General features: G+C 37.6%; 23 protein-coding genes. 4 read left to right on the top strand and 19 right to left on the bottom strand.

Annotated features, from left to right (window positions below; all coding sequences use genetic code 11):
* Positions 1-510: 510 nt before the first annotated feature.
* From VNZ46_RS04645 to VNZ46_RS04630, 4 genes are all read right to left on the bottom strand, one after another.
* On the bottom strand, positions 511-996 hold the full coding sequence (locus tag VNZ46_RS04645; protein ID WP_108554227.1) for an ankyrin repeat domain-containing protein: 486 nt from the start codon (positions 994-996) through the stop codon (positions 511-513).
* 62 nt (positions 997-1,058) lie between these two features.
* Positions 1,059-1,796: a hypothetical protein gene (locus VNZ46_RS04640; protein ID WP_146186586.1), complete on the bottom strand. Its 738-nt coding sequence runs from the start codon at positions 1,794-1,796 to the stop codon at positions 1,059-1,061.
* Positions 1,797-2,313: 517 nt separating this feature from the next.
* A complete protein-coding gene (locus VNZ46_RS04635) occupies positions 2,314-2,568 on the bottom strand; it encodes an Imm32 family immunity protein (RefSeq protein ID WP_325558967.1) in 255 nt (84 codons plus the stop codon).
* A gap of 87 nt (positions 2,569-2,655) precedes the next feature.
* Positions 2,656-3,018, bottom strand: a complete 363-nt coding sequence (locus tag VNZ46_RS04630) for a hypothetical protein (RefSeq protein ID WP_325558966.1) — start codon at positions 3,016-3,018, stop codon at positions 2,656-2,658.
* A 170-nt stretch (positions 3,019-3,188) separates the two neighbouring features.
* Here VNZ46_RS04630 and VNZ46_RS04625 point away from each other — a divergent pair, with 170 nt between their 5' ends.
* Positions 3,189-3,494, top strand: coding sequence for a hypothetical protein (locus tag VNZ46_RS04625; protein ID WP_325558965.1), 306 nt, complete (start codon positions 3,189-3,191; stop codon positions 3,492-3,494).
* Positions 3,495-3,808: 314 nt separating this feature from the next.
* Here VNZ46_RS04625 and VNZ46_RS04620 read toward each other — a convergent pair whose 3' ends face one another.
* The 10 genes from VNZ46_RS04620 to VNZ46_RS04575 form a co-directional block, all read right to left on the bottom strand.
* A complete protein-coding gene (locus tag VNZ46_RS04620) occupies positions 3,809-4,438 on the bottom strand; it encodes a hypothetical protein (protein WP_325558964.1) in 630 nt (209 codons plus the stop codon).
* Positions 4,439-4,453: 15 nt separating this feature from the next.
* Entirely contained in the window at positions 4,454-7,933 is a 3,480-nt protein-coding gene (locus VNZ46_RS04615) for a DUF6443 domain-containing protein (protein ID WP_325558963.1), read from the bottom strand.
* 64 nt (positions 7,934-7,997) lie between these two features.
* Complete coding sequence (locus VNZ46_RS04610) at positions 7,998-11,324, bottom strand: DUF5977 domain-containing protein (RefSeq protein WP_325558962.1); 3,327 nt, start codon at positions 11,322-11,324, stop codon at positions 7,998-8,000.
* Positions 11,325-11,357: 33 nt separating this feature from the next.
* A complete protein-coding gene (locus tag VNZ46_RS04605; protein WP_325558961.1) occupies positions 11,358-12,440 on the bottom strand; it encodes a hypothetical protein in 1,083 nt (360 codons plus the stop codon).
* Positions 12,441-12,449: 9 nt separating this feature from the next.
* Entirely contained in the window at positions 12,450-13,367 is a 918-nt protein-coding gene (locus VNZ46_RS04600) for a hypothetical protein (RefSeq protein WP_325558959.1), read from the bottom strand.
* Between the two features lie 135 nt (positions 13,368-13,502).
* Entirely contained in the window at positions 13,503-14,198 is a 696-nt protein-coding gene (locus tag VNZ46_RS04595; protein WP_325558957.1) for a hypothetical protein, read from the bottom strand.
* Between the two features lie 247 nt (positions 14,199-14,445).
* On the bottom strand, positions 14,446-14,691 hold the full coding sequence (locus tag VNZ46_RS04590) for a DUF7660 family protein (protein ID WP_325558956.1): 246 nt from the start codon (positions 14,689-14,691) through the stop codon (positions 14,446-14,448).
* Positions 14,692-15,399: 708 nt separating this feature from the next.
* The gene (locus VNZ46_RS04585) at positions 15,400-15,822 is read right to left on the bottom strand and encodes a hypothetical protein (protein WP_325558955.1); all 423 of its coding nucleotides are present in this window, start codon (positions 15,820-15,822) and stop codon (positions 15,400-15,402) included.
* A gap of 42 nt (positions 15,823-15,864) precedes the next feature.
* Positions 15,865-16,104, bottom strand: a complete 240-nt coding sequence (locus VNZ46_RS04580) for a hypothetical protein (protein ID WP_325558954.1) — start codon at positions 16,102-16,104, stop codon at positions 15,865-15,867.
* A gap of 19 nt (positions 16,105-16,123) precedes the next feature.
* Positions 16,124-16,732: a hypothetical protein gene (locus VNZ46_RS04575; RefSeq protein ID WP_325558953.1), complete on the bottom strand. Its 609-nt coding sequence runs from the start codon at positions 16,730-16,732 to the stop codon at positions 16,124-16,126.
* A 211-nt stretch (positions 16,733-16,943) separates the two neighbouring features.
* On the opposite strand from VNZ46_RS04575, the gene VNZ46_RS04570 reads away from it, so the two are divergent.
* Positions 16,944-17,768: a hypothetical protein gene (locus tag VNZ46_RS04570; protein WP_325558952.1), complete on the top strand. Its 825-nt coding sequence runs from the start codon at positions 16,944-16,946 to the stop codon at positions 17,766-17,768.
* 16 nt (positions 17,769-17,784) lie between these two features.
* Here VNZ46_RS04570 and VNZ46_RS04565 read toward each other — a convergent pair whose 3' ends face one another.
* Both VNZ46_RS04565 and VNZ46_RS04560 read right to left on the bottom strand, forming a co-directional pair.
* Positions 17,785-18,228 (bottom strand): DoxX family protein, encoded by a 444-nt coding sequence (locus VNZ46_RS04565; protein ID WP_325558951.1) that lies wholly within the window; start codon positions 18,226-18,228, stop codon positions 17,785-17,787.
* Between the two features lie 98 nt (positions 18,229-18,326).
* A complete protein-coding gene (locus VNZ46_RS04560) occupies positions 18,327-18,929 on the bottom strand; it encodes a DUF5025 domain-containing protein (protein ID WP_325558950.1) in 603 nt (200 codons plus the stop codon).
* 345 nt (positions 18,930-19,274) lie between these two features.
* On the opposite strand from VNZ46_RS04560, the gene VNZ46_RS04555 reads away from it, so the two are divergent.
* Both VNZ46_RS04555 and VNZ46_RS04550 read left to right on the top strand, forming a co-directional pair.
* Positions 19,275-19,568 carry a HigA family addiction module antitoxin gene (locus VNZ46_RS04555; protein ID WP_325558949.1) on the top strand — a complete coding sequence of 98 codons (294 nt, stop codon included), beginning with the start codon at positions 19,275-19,277 and terminating at the stop codon, positions 19,566-19,568.
* 365 nt (positions 19,569-19,933) lie between these two features.
* Positions 19,934-21,505 (top strand): sulfatase, encoded by a 1,572-nt coding sequence (locus VNZ46_RS04550; protein WP_325558948.1) that lies wholly within the window; start codon positions 19,934-19,936, stop codon positions 21,503-21,505.
* Positions 21,506-21,545: 40 nt separating this feature from the next.
* Here VNZ46_RS04550 and VNZ46_RS04545 read toward each other — a convergent pair whose 3' ends face one another.
* From VNZ46_RS04545 to VNZ46_RS04535, 3 genes are all read right to left on the bottom strand, one after another.
* Entirely contained in the window at positions 21,546-23,246 is a 1,701-nt protein-coding gene (locus tag VNZ46_RS04545) for a peptide-N-glycosidase F-related protein (RefSeq protein ID WP_325558946.1), read from the bottom strand.
* Positions 23,247-23,426: 180 nt separating this feature from the next.
* Positions 23,427-23,615, bottom strand: a complete 189-nt coding sequence (locus VNZ46_RS04540; RefSeq protein WP_325558945.1) for a hypothetical protein — start codon at positions 23,613-23,615, stop codon at positions 23,427-23,429.
* Positions 23,616-23,620: 5 nt separating this feature from the next.
* The coding region (locus tag VNZ46_RS04535; protein ID WP_325558943.1) for a hypothetical protein at positions 23,621-23,961 on the bottom strand (341 nt) is incomplete at its 5' end.

Genomic DNA, 23,961 nt, shown 5'->3' with positions numbered 1-23,961 from the left:
CTCAGCATAAAAGCTCTCGCAAAGCCTCGTGTTTCTCCGGGAAAATTGTTTTTAATTTTAACTCCATAACTTGGTCCATTTAGGCCAATTAAAATATTAGCATCTTGAGCTTTTGCTGCTCCAATGGTAACAACTAATAATAAAGCGCTGAGTATCTTTCTTTTTGACATCTTGTTTGGTTTTAAGATGCTAAGTAAAATAAAATCAGTGCGATGGGGTTGCACTAAAGAAAATGTTGATAACTTTTTTAAATGGGTTTTGAGTGCTTGTAAAAGCTATTTGAAAGGGGTAATTTGTTGACCTGTGGGATATGCTGCCAGTTGGTAACTGGTTTTATTTGGTAAAAACGAAACAGCCCTTCTGGAATGACCAGAAGGGCTGTGAGAAATTTGAAGTATCATCAAGACTAAAATATTAATCAATTTTGATCTCCTATATTCTCTTTTCAATCCTATATTCATCATTAATTAAGACGGTGCTACTATCTAGCCGTAAAAATCCATATGACTATTAGAAAAACTGCTTAATATCATAATTCGCAATAGTATCTGCCAATTCTAAAGGGCTGATCCCACTATCATTCTTATTGTTAGGATCTGCATTTTTTGCAAGTAGAAGTTGTATCATCTCACCTCTACCCTTAGAAGAAAATGTAGCCCTCCAAAGCGGCGTGTTTCCATAATCATCTTTTACTTCTAAGTCTGCCCCTGCTTGAATCAATAGATCGGCGATCTCGGGTAAATCCTCCTGAGCTGTATAATGCAAAGGATACCAACCTTTATTATCTTTAAAATTTAAATCCGGTAATTCCTTTAATAACATTACAACAACTTCTTTTGATTTAATCAATATAGCATGAAAGATAGCACTACGGTTATATTTATCTACTGCGTTTATATTGTCTTTTGTTTGCCATCGCTGAACTTGATCTGAATCTCCACGATAGATTGCCTTAACAATTTCTTCAGGCAATTGATATAACCGATCTCCTTTCATATTTTTTTAGATATCAATATAACATTCCTTGGCTTATCTGGATCTGGAACATAACCATTCGTTTATTTGTATCTTATTAAAGTTATTTCGTTGCCAAATATTTCAAGATAGCCATTCACTTCTTCATTCTCAAAGAAAACAAGGTTTCGATCATCTACTGTCTTAATAACCGCGGGATTATATGTCCAGATACTTTTGTCGGAGATCTTATTCATAGTTACAAATTTTCCATTTTGAATTTTAGCCAAGAATGTTTTGTGGAAATCTGTTATGATATGAAATAGTTCTTCTTTATATAAAAAGCTCGCAAGTGTCAAGACGCCAATGCTGTCTACTAGCTTGCGTGTCCCTAATACAGATTTAGATTCGTCATCACCAACATAACGAATTTTTTTTCCCTTTACTTTACGAGGTTTACTAAGTTGAAAGGGGCTCATTGAACTAGGATTTTCTATTTCAATAATCTCTGAGGATCCACTCAGATGTGCTAATGTATTCGTCACGATATATTTACCGAATAGCTTGTTTACCACAACAGGACAGGTCGAACTGCAGCAATACTCAATTCCAGTTTTCTTATTCTTGAATATAATAGATCCTCCCCATTCGCCACTGCATGTTTTCCTGACGACATAGTCATTGTCCTCAAAGAAAGCGGGGTATGCTTTATTAAAGTCCTCCGGAGACTTTTTTTTCATTGTCGAATCAACAACTTCCTTAATACTAAATATATTTTCCTGTGCACGAGAGGTACAAACAGCGATAAAGATTAAAAAGATCGCGTAGATAAATTTCATCATTTTGAGCATACCACAAGATAATGAAATCTAGTTATCTCAAAAGAGGGAAATTAATATTCGACTGGGTTTTATAACCACAGGCAAAGTAAGTGATCTCGACGGGAATCGAGTAGCAATTAATTATATATCAAAGAAATAACCCTGATAAAAATAAATAAACTGCAAAACATAAAAAATTAGGGTGAGCGAGGATACAACTTTCAATTCTAAATATTTTTTTTCTGGATTTATAAAATAGAGGAAAGTCCAGTATGACAAGATATTTAACAAGAAAAGCATCACGTCTAAGATCAATTCCGACCTAAAATGATTAGATGCTGAACCAAATCCAAGCATATACCCGATAATAATATATATCACCCTAAATATAATTACTATCAGAAAATATATGATTAACCTAAAAAATATTGACTTTTTCACTTTTATTAATTTATCGGCATTTCCTAAAAGTACAAGGACAAACCCATGATGTTGTTTGCTTAAGATAAGATGGATCTAATTTAGAGTTCCCGCCTTACTATTTCTTCTCAATGACAAGAGCCACAGAACTCTCGCCTAACGAGTTATACTCGTCATAATGCATGTGATAACCCATAGGAACGTCATCTTGTGCCAGCGACAGGAGTTGCTTTGCCAGGGATATTAATCCTGCTTTATTGGCCGAAATTAAAATTTCATCATTACTGATTTCCGTCTTAATTTCAAAACCATGCTCCCATTCAGATTTTAGCCCTTGATCTGAATATTCAGGTATCGTTATTTTTATTTCCATATAATCATTAAAAACATTACAAAGCACCATCATTCATAATTTTAAGAAGTGGAACTCACTCAACATCATACTCAATCGCCCCAAAACCTATAAATTCAGATACAAAGCATACTCTTCTTGAATCATTCCCTGGGAAACAAATTTATCCGTTGAAGCGCCATATTCATTTACGGAAAAATCCAACGCCTCATCTTTAGTACTAAAGGTATTTATAACACCTAGCGGTTCATCGGGATCCAGAGTGGAAAACTCGTATATATCTATAAAATCATCGCTCCCCTCATCGAAAGATTCAATGTAAGCAACACTAAATTCATCATTACGATCCTTCTTAATACATAACCATTTTAAAACCGTATAATCTTCCTCATGTTTGTGTCCAAGCCACTGTTCAACTGTTTTGACTAAGCTCAAATTTGTTTTAAGTTGTTCTATATCTAGATATTTCATGTAGATTTTCAATTAGTAGTCATTTCCCTTCCCTCATCTTTTACGATCACAGTTATTTCTATGCAAATCAATATGATCTCTTCCAGGAAATGCAATGTTTAATTCGAATATATCAAATTTAGTTACCCCAAAACCTATATATTTAGAAAGAATTAGTCATACACCAACCAATGCCCATGCTGGATATTGATGAAGATATTTTCAACGCCAATTTAGAACTTACGAAGGCGTACTGTCGTTTGCAGATTGAGGGGGAAGTAAAAGATAATGCTAAGGTATTCAGAAGTTATAATCCAATGCTTGATGGCAAACCACTTTTCTCCTTTAAAACTGAATATTTCAATTTCGACATTGATCCGAATTTAAATCACTGTACATTAACAACCTGGGCAATTGATCCTCTCGACAATGAAAATACGGTCGACAATCTATTTGTTGAGCAATATATTGTATCAGGCACTTTCCTTAAGGAATAAAGCTTTGATACAATGTATTACATGATCGATTTTTCCGGTTAATTGGATCCATAGACACAAGTCGAGAGAAAATATCATTAGGCTATGAAGTTTAAAACAAACTGTGTCTGTCGGCACAGTTTGTTTCCTTTTTTATTATAACAATCTCGATATGATGTCATGCAATTAAGGGCAATCTATTAGATTATTGAATGTTCAATTATAAGGAGAATACCTTTTCATCTGCTCACTTAACAGATACATCGCATTCGATCCAATCTTAAAATTACAAAATCTTCCCTTAAATCATGGAGTTTCAATACCTTGATAGGGAATCAATCTTCTGGAAAGCCCTTCGCTATATTAGCTATATGTTCTTTCCACATACTACCTGTATATAAGCGTTTTAAAATAATTTTTGATCTTGCTGACAAATTAGGACCACTTAATGCCTCTTTTAGCAAATTATGAACATTTGGGTCATTGTATTTTTCCGCATATCGCCATTTTGTCTTCCAGCCATTAGGAAATAGCATAAAGAATAAAATATCATCACTAACTACTTTTTTATTAAACATTTTAACGCAGTAATTCGATAGTTCTAAATATTTATCATATTTCATTTTTTGAGCTGCAAAAACACATATCATTTTCTCACTCTCCGCATACTTCTTTTTTCCAATAACTCTAAAAAAATCATTATAATACTTATCAGAATTATCATAAATTATCATGAAATCTTTATCTCCATACATACGAATAGGGGGATCCCAAATTCCATTAATCCTGTTATTTACTCTTCTCAATAAAGAATCAAAAGGCAAATTATCGTCGCTTTTTTCTATTTTCTTGGCATTTACCTTTTTGCTATAAATTGGCAAGCGTTTCTTATCTTTTGCATTACAGGATTGAAAAATATTTAGTATAAATATTATTAAAATCAAATTATGAATCTTGTATAACATAATAGTTTTAGTTTTCTAGTTAGTATATCCAATATATCTTCTAAAGATTACTTTAGCCCCTGGTGGCACCCCTCCTCGGAAATCAAAGCCACTTTTATTGATTTGGTGGGTGGAATCACTTGTTCCCACGGCAGTGCTTTTCCCGGTGGCTACTGCGGCATGACCCGTTGCATCACTATATCCAAATGAATATGCTGCTATATCCCCACGCTGCGGTGTAACTCCAGGTTGTAGAACAACCCAACCTTTCACAAAGGAATTTTCTTTACCCCATTTGCCTGCTTGAAGTGGATATCTACCAGTGTAGTCATTAGTAGGAGCAACTCCTCCTCCTTCTTTAATCATATCTGAGACAAAAAGATTACATTTTTCTATACCACTAGAAAAATCACCCTTCTTGTTTTCCAAATTCCAACTCTTGTCTCCTATATGAGATTCTGCTGCGTCACCAATCTTATTTCTTACATCGGCTGTATTAGCAAAATTCTCATTATCAATTTCATTACTTAAGTATGAATTTGAAAGACTATTATCACGTAAACCAAGTTTTGTAAGACTACTCATTTTAGCTTCAAATGATTTCCTTTGATAATCCCGAACAGTAACCTGTCTATCAATACCGTCGTTAGTGCCAGCTATTTGCTCTCCTTGTTCATTTAGGTAGTCCGTTGGTGGCACTGCGTCCATTCCATCTGGATCAATAAACCTAATTGGATTGTTATTTCCATAAACATAAGGAGAGAAACGCCTGCTCTTCTCACTTAACGGATCCACTACATTCCACCTTCCTATCTCCGGATCATAAAACCTTGCTCCATAATCAAGCTGTCCATCCTTATTAGGAGCACTAAACTCCGATTGCAACTCCTTGCCGTTATAAAGATACTTGTTCGGTCCATCTTTTGCAACCAAGGTTTTTCCAAATGGATAATAATCGGTTCGCTGTAAAACTTCCAAAGCAGCACTAGGATTCTTGTAGAAGCTCAACCGTACATTACCCAAATGGTCCGTCAGATTATACTCAAAACTGTAAGTAGCTCCACTTCTTCTGGCCAGGCCTTCGTCTGTATGGATGATATCGATATTGGTACCATCGTACTCTATTCCACTAACATAATCCCGGATTGCTCCATTGCTTATTTTTCTCAGCTTAGTACCAGTGGCATTATAGGTATAAGCCATGGTTAAACCTAATTTGCTGGCTGTAGCTGGTAAGTTCAACTGGTTATAGGTTAGGGTTACTCCTGTCCTTCCATCTACTTTGGCATTACCATTGCCGTCATAAGTGTAAAGCCCTGTGGCCAGTCCACCAGTCACCTGCTTCAACTTACTGCCTGTACCGGTATAGTCATAAGTTCCTAAGGTTCCGTTTCTGTTTAAACTGGCAATGTTACCCATCACATCATAAGTCAGCACTTCACTCATCACAATGCCTGTACTGGTTCCGCTGAGTAACCTGTTCAGCTTATCATAGCCATAGGTAAAAGTATTGGGATTGGATCCATTAACCCCCCAGCTTTGATTGGCGATATTTCCATTAAACTGAGCTGTGGTACCATCCTGGTATTTCAAATCATAGCTGAACTGCGGGGAAGTATAAGTCTTTGTCCAGCCTCTTTCATTATAGGCATAAGTACCTGACTGAAGGAAATTCGTGGTATCGCTGCTATGTACTGATTTCTTGATTACTTGCCCTAGTTCATTGTAGGACATCCTATTCAGGGCAATCTCTGGTGCACCATTGATCGATTCCCAGGTGGCCAGTTTTCGGCCCATATGGTCCAGGTCATAGCGGGTCGCGATGGTGGTGGTCGCTCCATTTCCAGCGTGGGTACGTTTGCTGGCTTTCAGCTGTCCAATGAAATCATAGGTATTGTCCACCACATCAGTTCCATTTACATGGTTTTGGCTTTTGCTTTGGATCACCCGGCCTTCATCATCGTAGTAATTGACCATTAAAAGCATGGTGGCTGTTCCAAGGGTATTCACCTTGGTTCCGGTAAGTAGGGTCTTGGTACGGGCAGCAGGCATTTGATCTCCTGTTGGCAGACCAAAGCTGTTCCCTGCAAAAGAATAGTTGTCATAATAACTGATCACCTGGGGCTCTGTAGCTGTTCTTGGAAAAGCGACATTGCTATAGTCTGAGTTTGCAGCATCCGGCCTGCTTTCCCAAAGGCTGTTGGTCAGTCCATCGGTACTCACTTCAGTTTGCATTGCCGGTCTGGCCAGGGTACGGGTATATAATCCGGTAGTGATCACCCTGCCGAAAGCATCATACTTGCTGTAGTTCCATTTTCCCGATCCTCTTTGCAGGGAATCCTGGCTCAGCACCACCTGATCTAGGGCATTGTAGACCATGTATTCCCAGCCTTTTCCGGGAACCTGTTTTTCGGTTAAGCGTTTGCGGCCATCATAGTGGTAACCATAAATGAAGTTCTTAAAAACCGCATCACTTTCTGTAAAACTGTTGGTTCTGGAGCCGTTCTCATTTACTGCCGGAGGCAATACATAGCGCAAGTTCCCCAGGTCATCATACAGATAATAGGTAGACAGGCTTTTGGTATCGGTTTCCCATACTCTTTTGAGCACCACATGATCATTAAAGTCTTTGTATTCATCCACAGTACCCCCGTTTCCACTCACCCAGTTTTCGTCCTTGCTCTTGGTTTTATACAGTTTGCCATTGACATAGGGTCCTACTGATGAGGCGCCAGAAGAGTTCACTGTCCACAGTTTAACCGTATCAGCGGCTGCATTGATTCCATATTCACTCACCACTGTTCTTCCCGTTGTAGCCGTGCGGCTGGCTGCAGGCTGCCAAGCATCTCCTGGTGCCCCTTGCTCAACAACTCGGTTTAAAGGACTGGCTTCAAAGACCGTAACTGAAAAAGGTTTGGTTGTGGTTTTGATACCGGCCGTACCGGCGTAAAAGGCCGCCTGCCCAGCACCAGTTGTTAAGGCGTCGGTGCGGTAAGCACCTCCATTGCTCACCGCAGCATAAGGCTCATATTTCACGGCTTCTCTTCCAAAAGCATCATAGGCTATGGGGGTAACCATATCCCGAAAGCCTGGGCTTCCCTGTACAGTTACTGTTTGAAGAAGCCTTCCTAATCCATCGATATATTGGACGGTCTGGTTAACATCACAAGTGCTTAGGTCTTGTCGGGTGTCACCATCAGTGAGAATCCCTTTCTTCTTAAAGGTTTTAGTTAGGATGTAATTTTGGTTGGCACTTACCGTATTTAAAGTATTAATCGCCGCGACACACTTTTCAAAACTCAGTCCGGTCGTATAGATCCGTACCGTTTTTCCCGACGGGATGTAAAACCCGGGCTTTAAGGTAACGCTACCGCGAGCAGTAATTTCAGTATCATTATTATAGACAGATACCTCTCTGTCCTGCTCCTGTTGGGCATTGGCTTGAATACAATTCAATGTTAGCAAAACAAGAATGCTGAATATATGATATAAAGTAGTCTTTAACGTGTTTTTCATTTTAGGGGCGTTAGATTTGAAAGCCATATATGACTGCCTATTTTTATTTATTCTTTCCATAATTCTAGAGGTGTTGGGCAGTTATATAATAATCGCTATTAACAGTTACATCAAATGAAATTTTACTCGCTGAGGAGGTCGGCACTGTTCGAACGTTCCCATTTAAATTTATTAAATAAGATTTTCCCGCTTCTGCCATCGTATCCCAACTTAAATCCAGCCTATATTCTCCAGCAGGTACAACTGCATTTCTTTCGGGATTAGCACCGGCAATTAAAAGATAACTTTTATTAGTAGACTTATTAACTAGATACCCTACGATTGTCCAGGCAGGTGTAGATATAGACGTTGCAGTAACTGTATAATCGAATGGAGCACAAGTTCCGTTAGCATTGGCATAGTTCTGGCCATTAGCTGCTATATCCGCATCAGCTAATGCATTCGCTGACGCAACGCCTTCTGTTGATGTATATTTGCCTTCCGCAACCGTGTAGGTAACCAAAGTTCCTTGTCCTTCTGTACATTGTTTTGTAAAGACCACACTTTTCGCATCATTCTTATAAAGAACTAATATCTCCTTATAGTTATATCGGAAGTTTTTTATAATATTTTTATTTTGATCTTTAATATTCTTTAAACGTTCAAAATCATCGTATTCGTAGTATGAAATTTGATTCTTCTCATCCATCTTACTAGTCACTCCAACTACCGGTTGATAGGAGTAAGTACTAATCATCGCGTTAGGCAATCCAGCTTTTAAAGGCAGAATAAAATTGTCAATATCATTTCTATCGGGCTTTGGAAGATTACCAAAAACTCGGATATTATCCGCTCCCAGAATATTTTCAATTTCAGATATATCTGCATTTTTTATTTCTGCGATAGGGTATTGCTGATTATAACTATATAAAAAAGAGGTTTTAGGCCCTCGCTCATAAGAAAAAGTCAAAATATTTCCCTTATTATCATAAGAGTGATAGTTTAATCTATTTTCTGGATTATCCTGCATGAACTGACTTCTAACAGCATTGGGTAAGATTAAACTTGGATTCTTTGGCCAATTAGTAGCATAATCAGTAAATGTCTTATTTAATAGTGTTTCACCTTTATACTCTTCCTTTTGTACGACAACTCCGATCATATTCCTTGATTGCATAGTCCGATAAGGAATAGTGAATCCTAATGAAACCATATCTTTAGGATACAAATATTTTATTGAGTAGGAGTCACCCTTACTATCAATATAATCTTCTTTTTTCTTTTGCTTATCTGAATTATCATAAATAAAATTTGAAATTTTCGTGGTTTTATTAGTGCCGCCATCTGGATCAAAATCTGTCTCTGTTTTCTTACTATTCGTAATCCACTGACATACAATATCATAGCCAAACAACATTGCCCCCCCAGTTATAGACGAACCATAGATATAATTTCTCACCAAATCGGAACTTTGTACAGAATACTCAAAATCAGTTCTTTTAATAGGAAATTCAAGACCACCTTTAGTAGTATAACTGGTTCTTGACTTTAGTAATCCATTAAGGTTATTATTATTGGTTGGTACCCTTGGATATATTTGAGAACTGGCCAATGAGTAATTATTGAACTCATCTACTGTTTTTAATGTGGAATTTATTCCGACATCTTTTATTGTCACCAAATCATAGCCAACAACATTTCCCTGAGCGTCTCCACTAATTGGTACGGATGAACTGGAATAGAAAATATCGCTATAATAACGTATAATTGTTCCATAATACTGTGCACATCCCCCCACTCCGGTATTTTGATAACTTGAAGCTGTATTATTTGGCATATGATAATTAATATTTGACATAATCTGCCCACTTGAGGAAGCAACACCCCCATTATTTTTATTATAGTCAAATTCCTTTTTCAGATAAGGTTCAGAGGGATTATCTAAACTTGCAGTTGTTATGCTTTTAATACGAACACCCGCTCCAATTAGGCCTGTATTAGCACTGTTAGATGAAGTCCAAGCTAAAGTTGAGCCTAAATTAGAGAAATCGTTTATTTCAAAAACAAAAGTCGCTTTTCCAGTTGTTGGATATATTAGACTCTCCAACAAGCCCGCTTTGACATAAGTAGAATTTGGATTTTTAGATGTACTAGTGGGAATAATACTATTTTCAGTAGAGCCATTAAAATATCCCCAGTGGTCACTAGCTTTCGAGTCTTTATCTGGCAGAGTTACATTGTTGTAATACAAGTCATATCTACCTGTTTTTTTGTTGCCTTCACCTATTTCATAAAACTGATCAAATTTTAAGCGTTTTGATAATGTATTATCTCCGGAAGAGGAGCTGAAGTAACTTTGAGAGAAATTGAAGGTCCTTAAAAGGTCATATCCACTTGAGTTTTGACTATACAATTTAATATTGGATAGTCTTGCCGCATTCCCTGTAGTACATTTTAAATCGATCCGATCTAAAACGGAATTAAACTCCATTTTTCCATTTGGAAATATTATTTCCTTTAAAATCTGGGTATTAATCTTTACATTATGAGTTGTAATAGTACTTTCATTTGCATATACTTCACTAAATGGTGGATTATAACAGCTAATAGGAACAGAAGTAGAATATCCATTTTTTTTAATGTAGATATAATCAACTGTCGGTACACATATAATTTGTGGACCTGAATTATAGTTAAATGTTACTTCTTCTGTTGTAGGATACGTTATCTTACTTAAAAACCACGACGATGTATAATTTGTACTATATGAATTTCCACTGAACCGGCCTTGGGAGATTATATCTTCGTTGGTTATTTCCGCAATATTAAATTGATATACCGTGCCATATTTATCTGTTACTATCCAATAACTGTCATTGATTAATTTTATATCCAAAACATCATCGTCATAAGACCCAATAAATTTTATTGAATACGGTTTATTTACGTCAGAAGAATAATCTATTAAGAACTTTCCTGAAAATCCTAAAAAGTTAAAATAGAACATATCAGGCTCCTTGTCTGTACCATCTCCCACAATCCCATGATTGCTGTATTTGTAATAACCCTTAGAAGACAAGTCGTCAAAACCTTTCTTAGTTCTAGTGATTACGCCACCCGAATTTAAAGTCCAACCAAGTCCAATCCATGAAGCTTCCTCATTAACTTTAAATCCTCCTGCATGATAACTAAGGTTTACGGGTACAGTATTTTTCTTTATCTTAATATCGTAAATCGGTATACTAATATTTGGAATCCCCGTGTATGTTGACACCGGTATATCTCCGTATTTACCCATAGAAGCAGCATTTGGAGCTGGTGAAATGGGTGACTCGAACTTGACCACATTTGTCTGTGCTTGGGAATTAAAACACAGAAAGTATGCCATTAGGATTAATAGTTGTTTTTTCATTTGGGATTTTATATTTTTTATTTAGAATCTAACTTATTTGAGATTTCCTCGTTTAAAAATCTCATTGGTGAACTTCAGTTTATCTGTTTTTAGTTCTTTCACCTCCTTTTTAAGTTCAATCAGATATAAAGTCAACTCTTCGATTTTCTTAAGCAGTTTCGCATTCATATCCCCGACCTCAATTCCTTCAGCTTTTACTTCAGCTTCAGAGGGAATTCCGGGTAAATGACCTTTTTCTTTGATATGCTTTTCTGTTTGCTCCAGCGTTGGAAGTTTATAGTCTTTTTTAAAGACATAATCAGCCCAGTTTGCGGTTTCTACCCTCACCTCTTTGGTTCGGATCTTGCCATTTACGGCGAGGTCATAGTCTCCTGGGGAAGTTGTTTTTATGCCTACTTTCCCAGCGAAGTATCCCTGTTCAGCAGATGCATTCTGTATGCCTAATATTGCTGCGATAGAAGGTTCGTTTCCGTTGACAACTTCTACACGAGGACCGTAGAGATATAAGCGGTCATCTGTATTTCTGTCATAGAATAAAAAAGATCGGTGGTTTGTACTGGTAGCGCCAACAGGGAATTTGAAATCATTCATAGCACTAACTTTTTCTCCGGTAACACCGTCATAAATACCGCCATAACTGGTTGTTGAAGCATCTCCACTTCCGTGTATATAGCCCACCAGTAAATACCATCTGTCTAATTTTGGAGGTTTACCGTACCAGAAGTATGGATTTGGATCTGCTACGCCTGCCAGGTTTAATACTCCCCCACATCCTAAATACGCTGTTCCCGTAAAGGAATTGGTCATTTTTATCCAGACCATATACCGATACGTATTATTGTGATTAATTCCAAACGCAGTTGTGGTCCATCCGCCGTCGGCATCATAATTCCCATCGGGTTGAGCCTTCCATAAAACGACTCGTTTTCCATTAGGTCCTTCCCCCCATTCACGAGTGCTTTCAGAATCTAATCCAGCTTTGGTAAAGATTCCAGTGCTACCTTGCCCTGGTATCCAACTTTGCAAATCCAGCAGATTTTGCGCTGAGCTTTGTTTAGAAAAAAACAAACTGGCCAATAATAGGCCTGTTACAGGTAGTAATGATTTCCTTCTCATAATAATTGGTTAATTTGATTTTGCTTTTAGTTCTTTTACCTCTTTTTTAAGTTCAATGAGGTATAAGGTTAGTTCTTCGATTTTCTTGAGCAGTTTGGCATTCATGTCTCCGACTTCAATGCCTTCAGCTTTCACTTCTGCAGCAGAAGGAATTCCGGGTAAATGACCTTTCTCTTGTATATGCTTTTCTGTTTGTTCCAGAGTTGGAAGTTGGTAGTCTTTTTCAAAGACATAGTCTGGCCAGTTGGCTGCTTCTATTTTGAGTTCCTGGGCTCTGATTTTACCGTTTACGGAGAGTTTTTCTTTCGGAATGACCGTACCTATACCTACATATCCATTTTGTAAAATTGTCATTCGAGTAGTATATACCTGACCATCATAATCCCCGATAGTAAGTTTACCTGGTAATGTGGTTGTTCCTTTGGGAAAATAAACACTATGTTCATATGGTCCGCCCCCCATGTCAGTCCCTAATCCCATCCAGGCATTTGGATCAGCATCCAAACCATACACCTGTAACCTTGGACTACCTGAATTCCCTCCTCCAATCATTAATGCCGGCGCAGATGAATTCTTTTGAATTGTAAATCTATATGAAGGTGTTATGGTGCCAATTCCAATATTTCCATTTGGCAGAAAACTCATCATAGGAGTAGTATAATTCTGCCCTATATAGCCGTAGGTCGGCGTACTGACGCCATTGGTAACCATTCCATTTACTCCAAATCCAAAAAAATCTGCGGAAGCATCCTGATTGCTCAGCATAAAAGCTCTCGCAAAGCCTCGTGTTTCTCCGGGAAAATTGTTTTTAATTTTAACTCCATAACTTGGCCCATTTAGGCCAATTAAAATATTAGCATCTTGAGCTTTTACTGCTCCAATGGTGAACACTAATAATAAAGCGCTGAGTATCTTTCTTTTTGACATTTTGTTTGGTTTTTAAGATGCTAAGTAAAATAAACTCAGTGCGATGGGGTTGCACTTAAGAAAATGTTGATAACTTTTTTCTATAACCTTTAGAACGGCAAATGCATATCAGGGTGACGTTATTGCTTAGAAAACTTAATCAGCTTTATTCCTGCTTTTTAACTCCTTTATTTGTTGTTCCAGTACGCTCATTTTTGTGTTTTGCTGAATCAGATATAAAGTCAGTTCTTCGATTTTCTTCAGCAGTTTTGCATTCATGTCTCCGACTTCAATGCCTTCAGCTTTCACTTCTGCTGCAGAAGGAATTCCTGGTAAATGGCCTTTTAACTTGATGTGGTTTTCTGTTTGTTCTAGTGATAGAAGTTGATAGTCCTTCTCAAATACATAGTCTGGCCAATTGACTGCTTCAATTTTGAGTTCCTTAGCTCTGATATTGCCATTTACAGAGAGTTTTTCTGTTGGGGTTGCCGTACCAATACCTACGTTGCCATTTCCAGAACCATTAGATTGAAAGCTGAAGCCTCGTTCAGGATCTATGAAAAACGTTGAATAATTAGCCTCGTCACCTTTAACTGAACTTTGTAAACGAAATCTGTTTTTCGCACTCGTTATGTTATTCCCTCTCTGCTCAATGTAACCACCGATACCATCTTCCCCTGAGTACAGGTAATTTTCTGCTTGACCTCCCCATCGAATGATTCCATTAACATGTAATGGGGCAAGCGGATTTGTTGTTCCAATACCAACATTACCAGTTGAAGGAAGGGTATTTTGGCCATAGGAATAAATAAATCCCAAGGCAAACACGAATGTCAAAAGTGTTTTTTTCATATAAAAGGTTATAAAGAGGTTATCGCGATAGCTGGGCACTAAGTAAAATAAACTCAGTGCGACCACACTGCACTAAAGAAAATGTGGATAACTTTTTCAAATGACCGTCAAAATCCAAGATTCAACACCGAAAAAGCTAATGAAAAACCAAGAAGTTCCTGTATCCCAACTTGGTAACGCAAATGGGTTATTTAACGCACTTTACTAAAGCGATCACCCTGAAGTGCTGGAATTGAAAAAACTATGTTTATTCGTACATTTTTGCAGCCAACAAAATATCTGCAAACACCTTCCAATCTACATTGTCAGGTATCGGAAGGTTATTATTGATATAATAACCATCCATATCATCTGTCCAACTTGCTATTGCTTTTAAATATTCAGGCAATGTTTTATTTTCCCAATCTTCTGAGTTACTTTTTAAATCCTCCAAAAGAAAATGGATGAAACTTATAAAGTCAGCCTTGGTTTTAATACTATTTACAACATTCATAAAATTCATTTCTGAAACTATTTAACAATCATCATTTAACCTCCACCTAATTTTAATACAACAGAAGTTGCTCCATGGTGCTGATCGATTTTTCTTAACTGCAACTGCCATTAGCTCCTTAGTTTTTCTAATTACTTCAAGTATCAGAGGCAATCAGTATATTTTACTTTCCGCTTTATTTAAAAACAAGACTGTAAAATCATAAAACATCTATCTAAAAATGTATATACATATATTTAGAAATAAGATTAGCCCGATTCTGATATAATGGTTCTCTTTATAGATTCCCCAGGTCTTTCTATTAAACAAAAACAACAAAATTGACATCAAAACAATAAACTGCAATACATAGAAGAAAACTTCATAGCCACTTCGTAATAAAATAACAGCAATACTTAAAAGGCAAATTGAATACAGTACTCCAGAAATTATAGAAAACAAGGCATGTTTTTCATTTTTTGTTGAGAACATAAACCAACCAAAGAACATATAGTAAAAAGCAAGTAAGCAGAGCATAAACAACGAGGGCACAACAGAACTATATTCTACTATAACGGTGAATATAGTTGTTAAACCAAAGAAAATTTCTTCCGGTCTAAATCTCTTAACAAGATTACTAAAAAGTGTTTTTATAAAATGAGCAATTGTATTCATTAGTATTTTAATTGGCCAAATTTTTCTAAATAGATCCACAAAAATTGATTTTAACTAAGTTGTATTTTTCGGGAGTGTCTTATCTTTTAAAGAGGATAAGACATCATTAGAACTTTTAAAAAAGTCGAAGATCGAAGATTGAAAATAAAACTTTGAGCCATCATTCAATATAAGACAGAATGTGGTCGACAATATTCCCGCATCTACATCCTTTACTTGATCTTTTGAAATACTCTTTTTATAAAAAGCGTTTTTAATAACCAATTTATCTCCAGCATCATAAATATCAAAATAGGAAAAACCATTTCTGACTATTAAAAACACCACAGTATCAAAGATCAACAAAATAGGAATCTTGTCTACAGTTAAATACCTGATCATCATATATGAGAAAAAAATCGCTAACGGCAGAAGCAATATCAACAATGTTAGTTGACCTAATATTGCTGAACGACCACTTATTCTAGTTAAACCCATTCTTTATTTTTATCTACCATTCAGAGAGAATTTAACTGTATCTCAACTCTCCCATATTACCTCAAAATCCTTTTCAGAAATGAAATCAGTTTGTACTAAATCTAAATCCTCAAAAGATTGATCATACAACATCGAATCTCCTACAACAGGATTATCGAGACTTATTTTTTTCACTTCCCCATCTATAATCTCAATCTGCCTCACAGCTTCATGACCACGAAAATGCAGATAGAATAAAACACCTTCTTCTTCCCAATACTTTTTCACATAAATATCTTCCATATTTTATATTCTAACAGGATTATCGAGATTTACTTTCCCTGGAATTATACAGCTTAACCGTTATCTGTAAATAATCAAAACTAAAATCATCGGCATCCAGGAACTGTTTAGCAAGAGCAGCATCATCTTTAATCAAATCACAAAATGCATCCTTTCGCTCCTTCCTGCTTCCGCCTAATAAGTTATTGGTTTTGATTTCAACGGCAGCAGCATCCCCTTTTACCGCATACCAGGTTCTAATACTGCTGCTTGCCATCCCACCATACTGGCTTTGAAAAGAAGTCGTTCTTACCAATTCATAGATCTGGATCTTACCACTTTCCACCCTTTTTAAAAAAAGATCTTTTTTCCCTCCCGGTATCCTTACCGGAAAATATTCAGATTTACTTTTATGGTAATACACAGACTTAAGCTGGTCCAGTTGAAACTTAACATTTGAACTGCTATCCGTCTGCCTAAACTTTAATACATTATCATTAAAACTATTTATTTTACCTCGCAACGTATCCTGTTGGAGAGTCACGATATAATCTTTTTGCGCAAATACACTTAAACTGGAACAAGTAGCGATAACACAGATTAAACACAAACGTTTAACCATTTGGCTGGAGGAATTCAGAGCGTTCATTTCTTATTTATTTTCTAAACCTCATTGATCATATTCACCCGATCAATAACTCCCGAAAGATAATAAACCTCTTCCAAACTCAACGACATTCCTCAAAAAACAACTACGAACAACAAAATATAGTTTCACGACTAAACCATTCAAAATTCCAGCTAAAATTAAATTAAAAGAATACCGAATAGTTCATTAAATTTGTTTAAACGCCACCTCAATGAAAAAAGACCAATATAAACCCGCAGGTAAAAAAGCAACTATTCTTCTTCTCAAAAAAATACTGACAACGCTACCCGAACTGCTGCAGGACATTGCTCCAGATGGATTTGAAAACTCCATATACCATCAGATTCTTTACGGCAACCTGGAAAAAGATTACATCAAATACAGAACCCTGCGCATCACCCAATACAAATGGTCTGCCTTCTGGTCAAGAAAACCAGTCTACACCCCAAAACTTTCCTTTGCCGATTTCAGGAAAACCTATAAACCCGCTCAACCAAACCTACCCGCAGAAATCCTTTCATTAACCGCCATGGTTATGGTGCCCATATTCTCCAAATACCACGTCATCTACGATGAAAAAGGACTTGACCACGGTCTGGTCTTTCAAAATTACTTTAATGAGTACTTCCTCAAAGCAGCCAACAGACTATCCATATTTAACAATTATCGGTTCAAGGAAGAAGACCTTTTTGACCGCTACATATATAACAATAACATTGACCTTGCCCCATTCTATTGCTTCATCTTCCGGAAAATAGAAGAATTCCAACTCCGTTTTTACTACGAAAGATCCTGGCCCGAATTTGACAGTTTTATAAACTGCCTGGAACAAACCATATTAGAGCGGAAAAAAACAGAATCCATTGAAGAATATAACCCCGAAGAAGCACTGCTCAAAGAAATGAGCATAGACCAGCAAACACAAGAACTGCAGTACCAAAGAAACCTGCAGTCTGCAGCAGAATGTATGGTGCCCTGCGAAATGGTCAGAGCATATGTAAGCGTACACGGGGAATATCCCGATGGCTATTTATAGAAAAATAAGCAAAGCATCACGCAGACGCTTTCTCTTTCTTTCTGCCCTCTATAGATAAAACCCCATCTCCTTCTATCAGGAAACAAATAAGCCCCAGAAGCACAGCACATGAAAACCAGAATTCTGAATAAGGCGCAAAGATATTCTGAGGAAGGTTCACAAAGAAAACAGCAACCAGCAGAATCGGCAAATTAAGCAAACAAAACATTCTGGTGTGTGTACCCAATGCTATAAGAAGCCCTCCAATAATGTGCAGCACAATAATCAAATGTGCCAATAAACTGATACTTAAAGCAGCACCAAGCTGAGTATCTTCCATTAAACGCGTAAATGCATGCAGATTTACAGCGAAAGAAACACCTTTCCAAATCAAGGTAATACCTAAAGCAATTCTGATGTAATCTAGCCAGGTTGGGTGATTCCGATCGCCCCAATTCTGAATCTTTTCAAATACGTTCATAGCATCTATTTTTGGTTAGATCAATATACGATTTTTATTTGAAAAAATAAGGTAAACAACTGAAGATCTTTAGAGTAACTCACATAAATGAGGTTTTTCTAAAACCGAACTTTAAACTCCCCGTTCTTAATTACGATAGAATCCAAAGGATTCTTAATATTATACAGCACCCCGTTCAGTCTCCCCTCAACAAGAGGCACCAGACTCCCTTTAATGGTTTCATAATTGGTAATCTGCACATGAAAAGGCTTTTTCTTTACATTAGCCGCATATATTTTCTGATCCGTCTCCGCCGGCCCGGTTTTCTTTCTCATCGCAATATAAGTACCCGTTACATTGTAATAATCATCTTTACCCGTAATGAAAAAAGTCTTCTTAGAGATATTATAGATCTGAAACTTTAAATCAGAAGCATACCCTTCCTTAAACGCCTCTTTAGGCACCACAACATTTACTTTATACAAATTGATATTGCTGCCCTTTGACATCCCAATACCAGTCCATTGTCCATTAAAAAGAGCTCTGTTTTTTTCCAGAGAGCTGTGCACAGTTACCGGTTTATCATTAATAAATGCGTAAAAATGCTGCGAAAAAACCTGAGCCTGCTGGTCAACCTCCGGATCTATTTTCTTGTTCTTTTCACAAGAAATTCCAATGATAGCGAAGATAACCAGAAATACAATCGTAGAAGTACATTTCATTGATGATCAGCTTGGTTATTTCAAACTTACAGAATAATTCGGATTTGACCAAGCAATAAACAAGAAAGCGTTCTAACCTTGGATGACATCAAGAGATACGCTCATAAAAAGCGAAAATTCTTGAAATTTAAAAAACGCTAACTTTAAAAAACACCCGTCAACTCTAATCAAAAAAATATTCAAAAAATAAATATACTGTACTGTTTTACAGTAATTTAAAAATTAAATATTCAAATAAAACGATGTGTTTTACAAAATAAAAGATAGTACTTTTATGAGCCACATACAGGAACTAAGCCAACAGTTCCAACAAGTTAATTTGAAAAATTATAGATTATCATTAATATGAAAATGCTACCAAACGTACATCCTGGTGAAATACTACAAGAAGAGTTCTTATCCCCATTGGGAATTACCCCCTACCGTCTCGCTAAAGAAACGGATATACCCCAAACAAGAATCTCTCAAATTATTAAAGGAAACAGACGAATCACAGCTGACACCGCAATAAGGCTAAGTCGTTTTTTCGGTAATTCAGTAAAGTTTTGGCTTGGTATACAAGATGATTACGATGTAAGAATTGAATTGGCTGAAAAAAAAGAGGAATTTGATCATATTAAACAATTTGTTTTGCACTGATGAACATGACCATTTTGTTGGTCTCAACAATATGGCCTAAAATTATAGTTTCAATGCCACAAAGCTAAGTTAATTAAGCTCTATTATCAATTTCAAGCCTTATCCTGTCCTGCTCAATAAGCTATTTCAATTCGGTACGCATTGCGTTCCAAATTAAAATAGCATTTTAAAAAAGCACTCATATTATTAGATTCGATGAATTCTGCATCCTCCCCGGTCTGCACCCAAGAAAATATGATTTACTGATCAAACCTTAGAACCTGCAAGGTTCAGAGCGATCAGAAAACATATTTTCCCAACCAAACTAATTTTCAAGCTTTAACACTTCTATTGCGAAAATCTCAAACAATACCTAACTTATCTCCGTGAAAACCACCAAAACCACAATCCTAATCTGGCTATCCTGCCTAAGTTCAGTTTCCTTTGCACAAAAAGAAACGAACAAACCCACAAACCGCCCAAACATCATCTTCATCATGGCCGACGACCATACCGCACAATCATGGGGCATTTACGGCGGCATACTGAAAAACTACGCAAAAACAGAAAACATCCGGCGCATGGCCAAAAACGGAGCAGTGCTAGACAATGCATTCTGCACCAATTCCCTCTGCACACCAAGCAGAGCCAGCATCATGACCGGACAATACAGCAATATAAACGGCGTATACACCCTCGAAGACGCACTAGACCCTGAGCGGCCAAACATCGCCAAAGAAATGCAAAAAGCAGGCTATCAAACCGCTCTGATCGGCAAATGGCACCTCAAAAAACAACCAACAGGCTTTGACTATTTCAAAGTAATGGACAACCAGGGCATCTACTTCAATCCAACATTTAAAACAAAAGAAGATTGGAAAGACGACGGCCAGACCGCAGGAAAAGTAGACAAAGGCTACAACACAGATCTGGTGACCGATTTCTCCATAGACTGGATCAAACAACGAGACCAGAAAAAACCATTCTTTCTAATGACCCATTTCAAGGCAACCCACGAACCCTGGGAATACCCTGACCGCTACAAAGACCTGTATAAAGATGTAGAAATCCCTTACCCCGGATCAATTCTCGACTTTGGACCCGAAGCCACCGGCCGCACCTTTAAAGGCCAGCAACTGGAAGACCTGGAAAACCGTTGGGAACTCTATCAAAAACACCCCGACACCTACTGGACAACTTATCCCGGCATGCCCTTTTCCATCAATGGCTTAAACAGCATCCAGGCAAGAAAAAAAATCTACCAGAAATTTGTAAAAGACTACCTCCGCTGCGCCGCAGCAATTGACGACAATATTGGCCGGATCCTAGATCACCTGGAACAAACAGGCCTCGCTAAAAACACCGTAGTCATTTACACCTCCGATCAAGGCTATTTCCTTGGAGAACATGGCTTTTTTGATAAACGCACGATGTATGAAGAATCCTTAAGAATGCCCTTCGTCATTTGCTATCCAAAAGAAATTAAAGGCGGCAGCCGTTTCAATCAGTTCGTATTAAATATTGATTTCCCAGCCCTATTTGCCGACTATGCAGGCATTCCAAAACCATCCTTTATCCAGGGCAAAAGTTTCAGACCAATTTTAGAAGGCAAAACTATCAAAAACTGGCGCAAATATGCCTATTACCGGTATTGGGAACACTTACAGATCCTGCCCGCACACTTCGGCATCAGAAGTGACCGTTATAAACTCATCTTTTACTATGGAAGCCTGCTCAATATGACAGGAGGAAACAAACAAGCCACTACCCCAGCCTGGGAATTCTATGACCTCAAAAACGATCCAAAAGAGCTCCACAACGCTTATCACGACAAGAAATATCAGCAGGTGATCTCACAAATGAAAGTTGAATTATTAAAGCAGAAACAACTCGCCGGCGATGACGACGCCAACAGACCAGCCATGAAAGAAATCATCCGTAAATACTGGAATAAATAAGAATATCTATATACCAATATACATAGATATTCTTATCAATTTATTCTGTGATCAAATAAGCCGACACATAATACTTACTATCCGTTTTTTCAAATTCAGCCTCAGGGATTGATACTTTTAAAGTATGCTTCCCTTTAGCCAACGGACCAAGATTAACAACACGCGTAGGCACCGGACCACCCGGGCACCACGAACGACGTTCTTTGCTAATATCGCCAAAATAAATCCCATTAGGCTGAGTATTATACATCTCAAAAGGCGCACAATTTTGACTCATCTCTAATCGTATATATTCTTTACCATCCAGATCTAAAATATGCTCCCTCCAATTATATTCCTCTCCACCATCAGCAGCCCCATGCCCCGATGAAATAAGGTAAAGAACCGTTGTTTTCGTATCCTGAGGCAGTTCAAAATTCACCTGTTTACTGTTTTTTCCAGCAGATTTATCTTTGCCGTCCAAACTATAATAACTTAACAATGAAATCCCTTTTTGCGCAGAAAAATCTTTCGTTTTATCGCTGATTAAATCAACAGACACGTTAAAAGTCAATAACGAACCATCGCAACCAATTACCTCCCGTTGCCCGGCACCAGTTGTACCAAACACCTCCGTCAATAAATAAACATCCTTTCCACTTTGCTTTATCGTATTAACCATTTGGTCTATCTGCGCTTCATAAGGAATATGATCTGGCTGACGAGTAAGGTACATAAACGGCGTCATAATCCTTAAAAGTTCAAATTGCTCACCTTTTTCCAAATTATAGGCTTCACCCTTTGGCATCATAACCAAAGTCACATGGCCAATTCTATCATAGTTATCGCATCCCGATTTGATCGTAACCTTGATTTTTAATGTCTTACCAATCTTATCAATTTCAGCGGGGCTAAGCTGACGCAAATACTCCGCATTACTGATACGAGTTACACCCTTAGCCACCGGTTGAGTAACCTTTTGCGCATAACCATCATAAAAATCAACACCTTTTAAAACATTAATGGTTGATGTTTTATCTGTTAACTTAGATAAAGCCGTTGTGATCTCCTTACCCAGCTTAGTCGTTTTTTGTTTGGCTGGCAGCCGATCAAAGAATTGCTGCGCTTTACCTGCACTCAAAGCAGAACCATCCGTACTTACATACATGAGCAGCGCTTCAGCAGCATAAGGTTTAGCGATATTTTTCGATAAAAAATCCGACAATTGAACAAGTTTCAGATTTTTCACACTATCTATCTGCGCATCAACATTTTTCGCACCAATAGCATCTCCAGCTTTTACCGACCTCTTTTTCCAACCCAGTAAGCGCAATGAAGTATCCAACTTTAAGTATGGCTTTTTAAACGCCATATAATCATCATTTACTACAGATCCAGTGATGATGGCCTTACGCAAATAGCCCTTTGCACTAACACTGACTACTCCTTTAGAAAGGTACAAGCTTAAAGAATTAGGATCAGCCGCTGCATTAGGCGAGGTATTTGGCTTAGTAAATTGTAACGAAGCTTTAATATCCACATCGGCAGTACTTCTAAAACTAAATTTATTGTCTTTAATTACCGCACTATCTAAAACCTCTTTCCCATTTTTTTGATAGCTAAAATAAATTGCCCGATTGGTCGAATCATAACCCGGTAAATTAACCAATCCCTGTAACTGAAATGGAACATCATTGTTCTTTTGCGCCATTAAACCCGTCGTGGAAATACCTGTTAATAAGAGCAATAGATATCTTTTCATATTTAAAATGTTTTGTTTGTGTGGTTCTAAAATAAGTCGATCCAACTTTCTAGTGGTGGTGGCGGTTGTAATCGTAGCTAAAGATAGCTCAAGGACGATCAAAATCCGAAATTTTATATCAATACCAAGCGATTTAACCCGTCAAAATCATAAAAACGGCCGGATATACTCCGGCCGTTTCTATTTCAACTGCTCCAAAACCAGATCAAGCTTCAAACCCGTATACTCGCAAAATTCCTCAACCGTAAGCGGCAGATTATTCTGCCTATCCATAGACTTCTTAATAGCCATAATTAGCCGGCAAGCAGCAGTTCTACCCTTACCCGTCAACACCTGAACGTCCTTTGTATACACAAACAACCTTGCCATAACATTCACCCCTTTCCATGCCCTCTAAACATCCTGGCACAACCGGCCATCAAGGTCAAACCCCGCACTGCTTTCCTAAAATCATTCCCACTCCCCACCCAGCTAAACACCTTAACCATCAACCCAGAAGGCTTCCCATCAGGCCTCCACAAACACAAAGACAACACCTCCAGATCAAAACCACACTCAAAAACCAGCTGCACACCCCGGTCATCAACCAACTCATAATAACACTCCTGCACCGCACCTGTACCAATAGCCTTAGCCAACAACTCCATCTCCGCCACAAACTCCAGCGCCCTAACCAAGCGGTTCACCCTAAAAAGTATCCCGTCCTTCTTAAAAA

The organism is Pedobacter sp., assembly GCF_035566355.1.
In the GTDB taxonomy this organism is placed as follows: domain Bacteria; phylum Bacteroidota; class Bacteroidia; order Sphingobacteriales; family Sphingobacteriaceae; genus Pedobacter.
The sequence above is the reverse complement of the archived record's forward strand: the minus strand, read 5'-3'. Positions and strand labels throughout refer to the sequence as shown.

Bases quoted from the DNA above. Each gene is read 5' to 3' on its own strand.
- VNZ46_RS04540 (WP_325558945.1), bottom strand. From the start codon at position 23,615: ATGGCAAGGTTGTTTGTGTATACAAAGGACGTTCAGGTGTTGACGGGT.
- VNZ46_RS04640 (WP_146186586.1), bottom strand. From the start codon at position 1,796: ATGATGAAATTTATCTACGCGATCTTTTTAATCTTTATCGCTGTTTGT.
- VNZ46_RS04600 (WP_325558959.1), bottom strand. From the start codon at position 13,367: ATGTCAAAAAGAAAGATACTCAGCGCTTTATTATTAGTGTTCACCATT.
- VNZ46_RS04615 (WP_325558963.1), bottom strand. From the start codon at position 7,933: ATGAAAAACACGTTAAAGACTACTTTATATCATATATTCAGCATTCTT.
- VNZ46_RS04595 (WP_325558957.1), bottom strand. From the start codon at position 14,198: ATGAAAAAAACACTTTTGACATTCGTGTTTGCCTTGGGATTTATTTAT.
- VNZ46_RS04570 (WP_325558952.1), top strand. From the start codon at position 16,944: ATGAAAAAAGACCAATATAAACCCGCAGGTAAAAAAGCAACTATTCTT.
- VNZ46_RS04575 (WP_325558953.1), bottom strand. From the start codon at position 16,732: ATGAACGCTCTGAATTCCTCCAGCCAAATGGTTAAACGTTTGTGTTTA.
- VNZ46_RS04565 (WP_325558951.1), bottom strand. From the start codon at position 18,228: ATGAACGTATTTGAAAAGATTCAGAATTGGGGCGATCGGAATCACCCA.
- VNZ46_RS04610 (WP_325558962.1), bottom strand. From the start codon at position 11,324: ATGAAAAAACAACTATTAATCCTAATGGCATACTTTCTGTGTTTTAAT.
- VNZ46_RS04545 (WP_325558946.1), bottom strand. From the start codon at position 23,246: ATGAAAAGATATCTATTGCTCTTATTAACAGGTATTTCCACGACGGGT.
- VNZ46_RS04635 (WP_325558967.1), bottom strand. From the start codon at position 2,568: ATGGAAATAAAAATAACGATACCTGAATATTCAGATCAAGGGCTAAAA.
- VNZ46_RS04620 (WP_325558964.1), bottom strand. From the start codon at position 4,438: ATGTTATACAAGATTCATAATTTGATTTTAATAATATTTATACTAAAT.
- VNZ46_RS04590 (WP_325558956.1), bottom strand. From the start codon at position 14,691: ATGAATGTTGTAAATAGTATTAAAACCAAGGCTGACTTTATAAGTTTC.
- VNZ46_RS04645 (WP_108554227.1), bottom strand. From the start codon at position 996: ATGAAAGGAGATCGGTTATATCAATTGCCTGAAGAAATTGTTAAGGCA.
- VNZ46_RS04585 (WP_325558955.1), bottom strand. From the start codon at position 15,822: ATGGGTTTAACTAGAATAAGTGGTCGTTCAGCAATATTAGGTCAACTA.
- VNZ46_RS04630 (WP_325558966.1), bottom strand. From the start codon at position 3,018: ATGAAATATCTAGATATAGAACAACTTAAAACAAATTTGAGCTTAGTC.
- VNZ46_RS04560 (WP_325558950.1), bottom strand. From the start codon at position 18,929: ATGAAATGTACTTCTACGATTGTATTTCTGGTTATCTTCGCTATCATT.
- VNZ46_RS04605 (WP_325558961.1), bottom strand. From the start codon at position 12,440: ATGAGAAGGAAATCATTACTACCTGTAACAGGCCTATTATTGGCCAGT.
- VNZ46_RS04625 (WP_325558965.1), top strand. From the start codon at position 3,189: ATGCCCATGCTGGATATTGATGAAGATATTTTCAACGCCAATTTAGAA.
- VNZ46_RS04580 (WP_325558954.1), bottom strand. From the start codon at position 16,104: ATGGAAGATATTTATGTGAAAAAGTATTGGGAAGAAGAAGGTGTTTTA.
- VNZ46_RS04555 (WP_325558949.1), top strand. From the start codon at position 19,275: ATGAAAATGCTACCAAACGTACATCCTGGTGAAATACTACAAGAAGAG.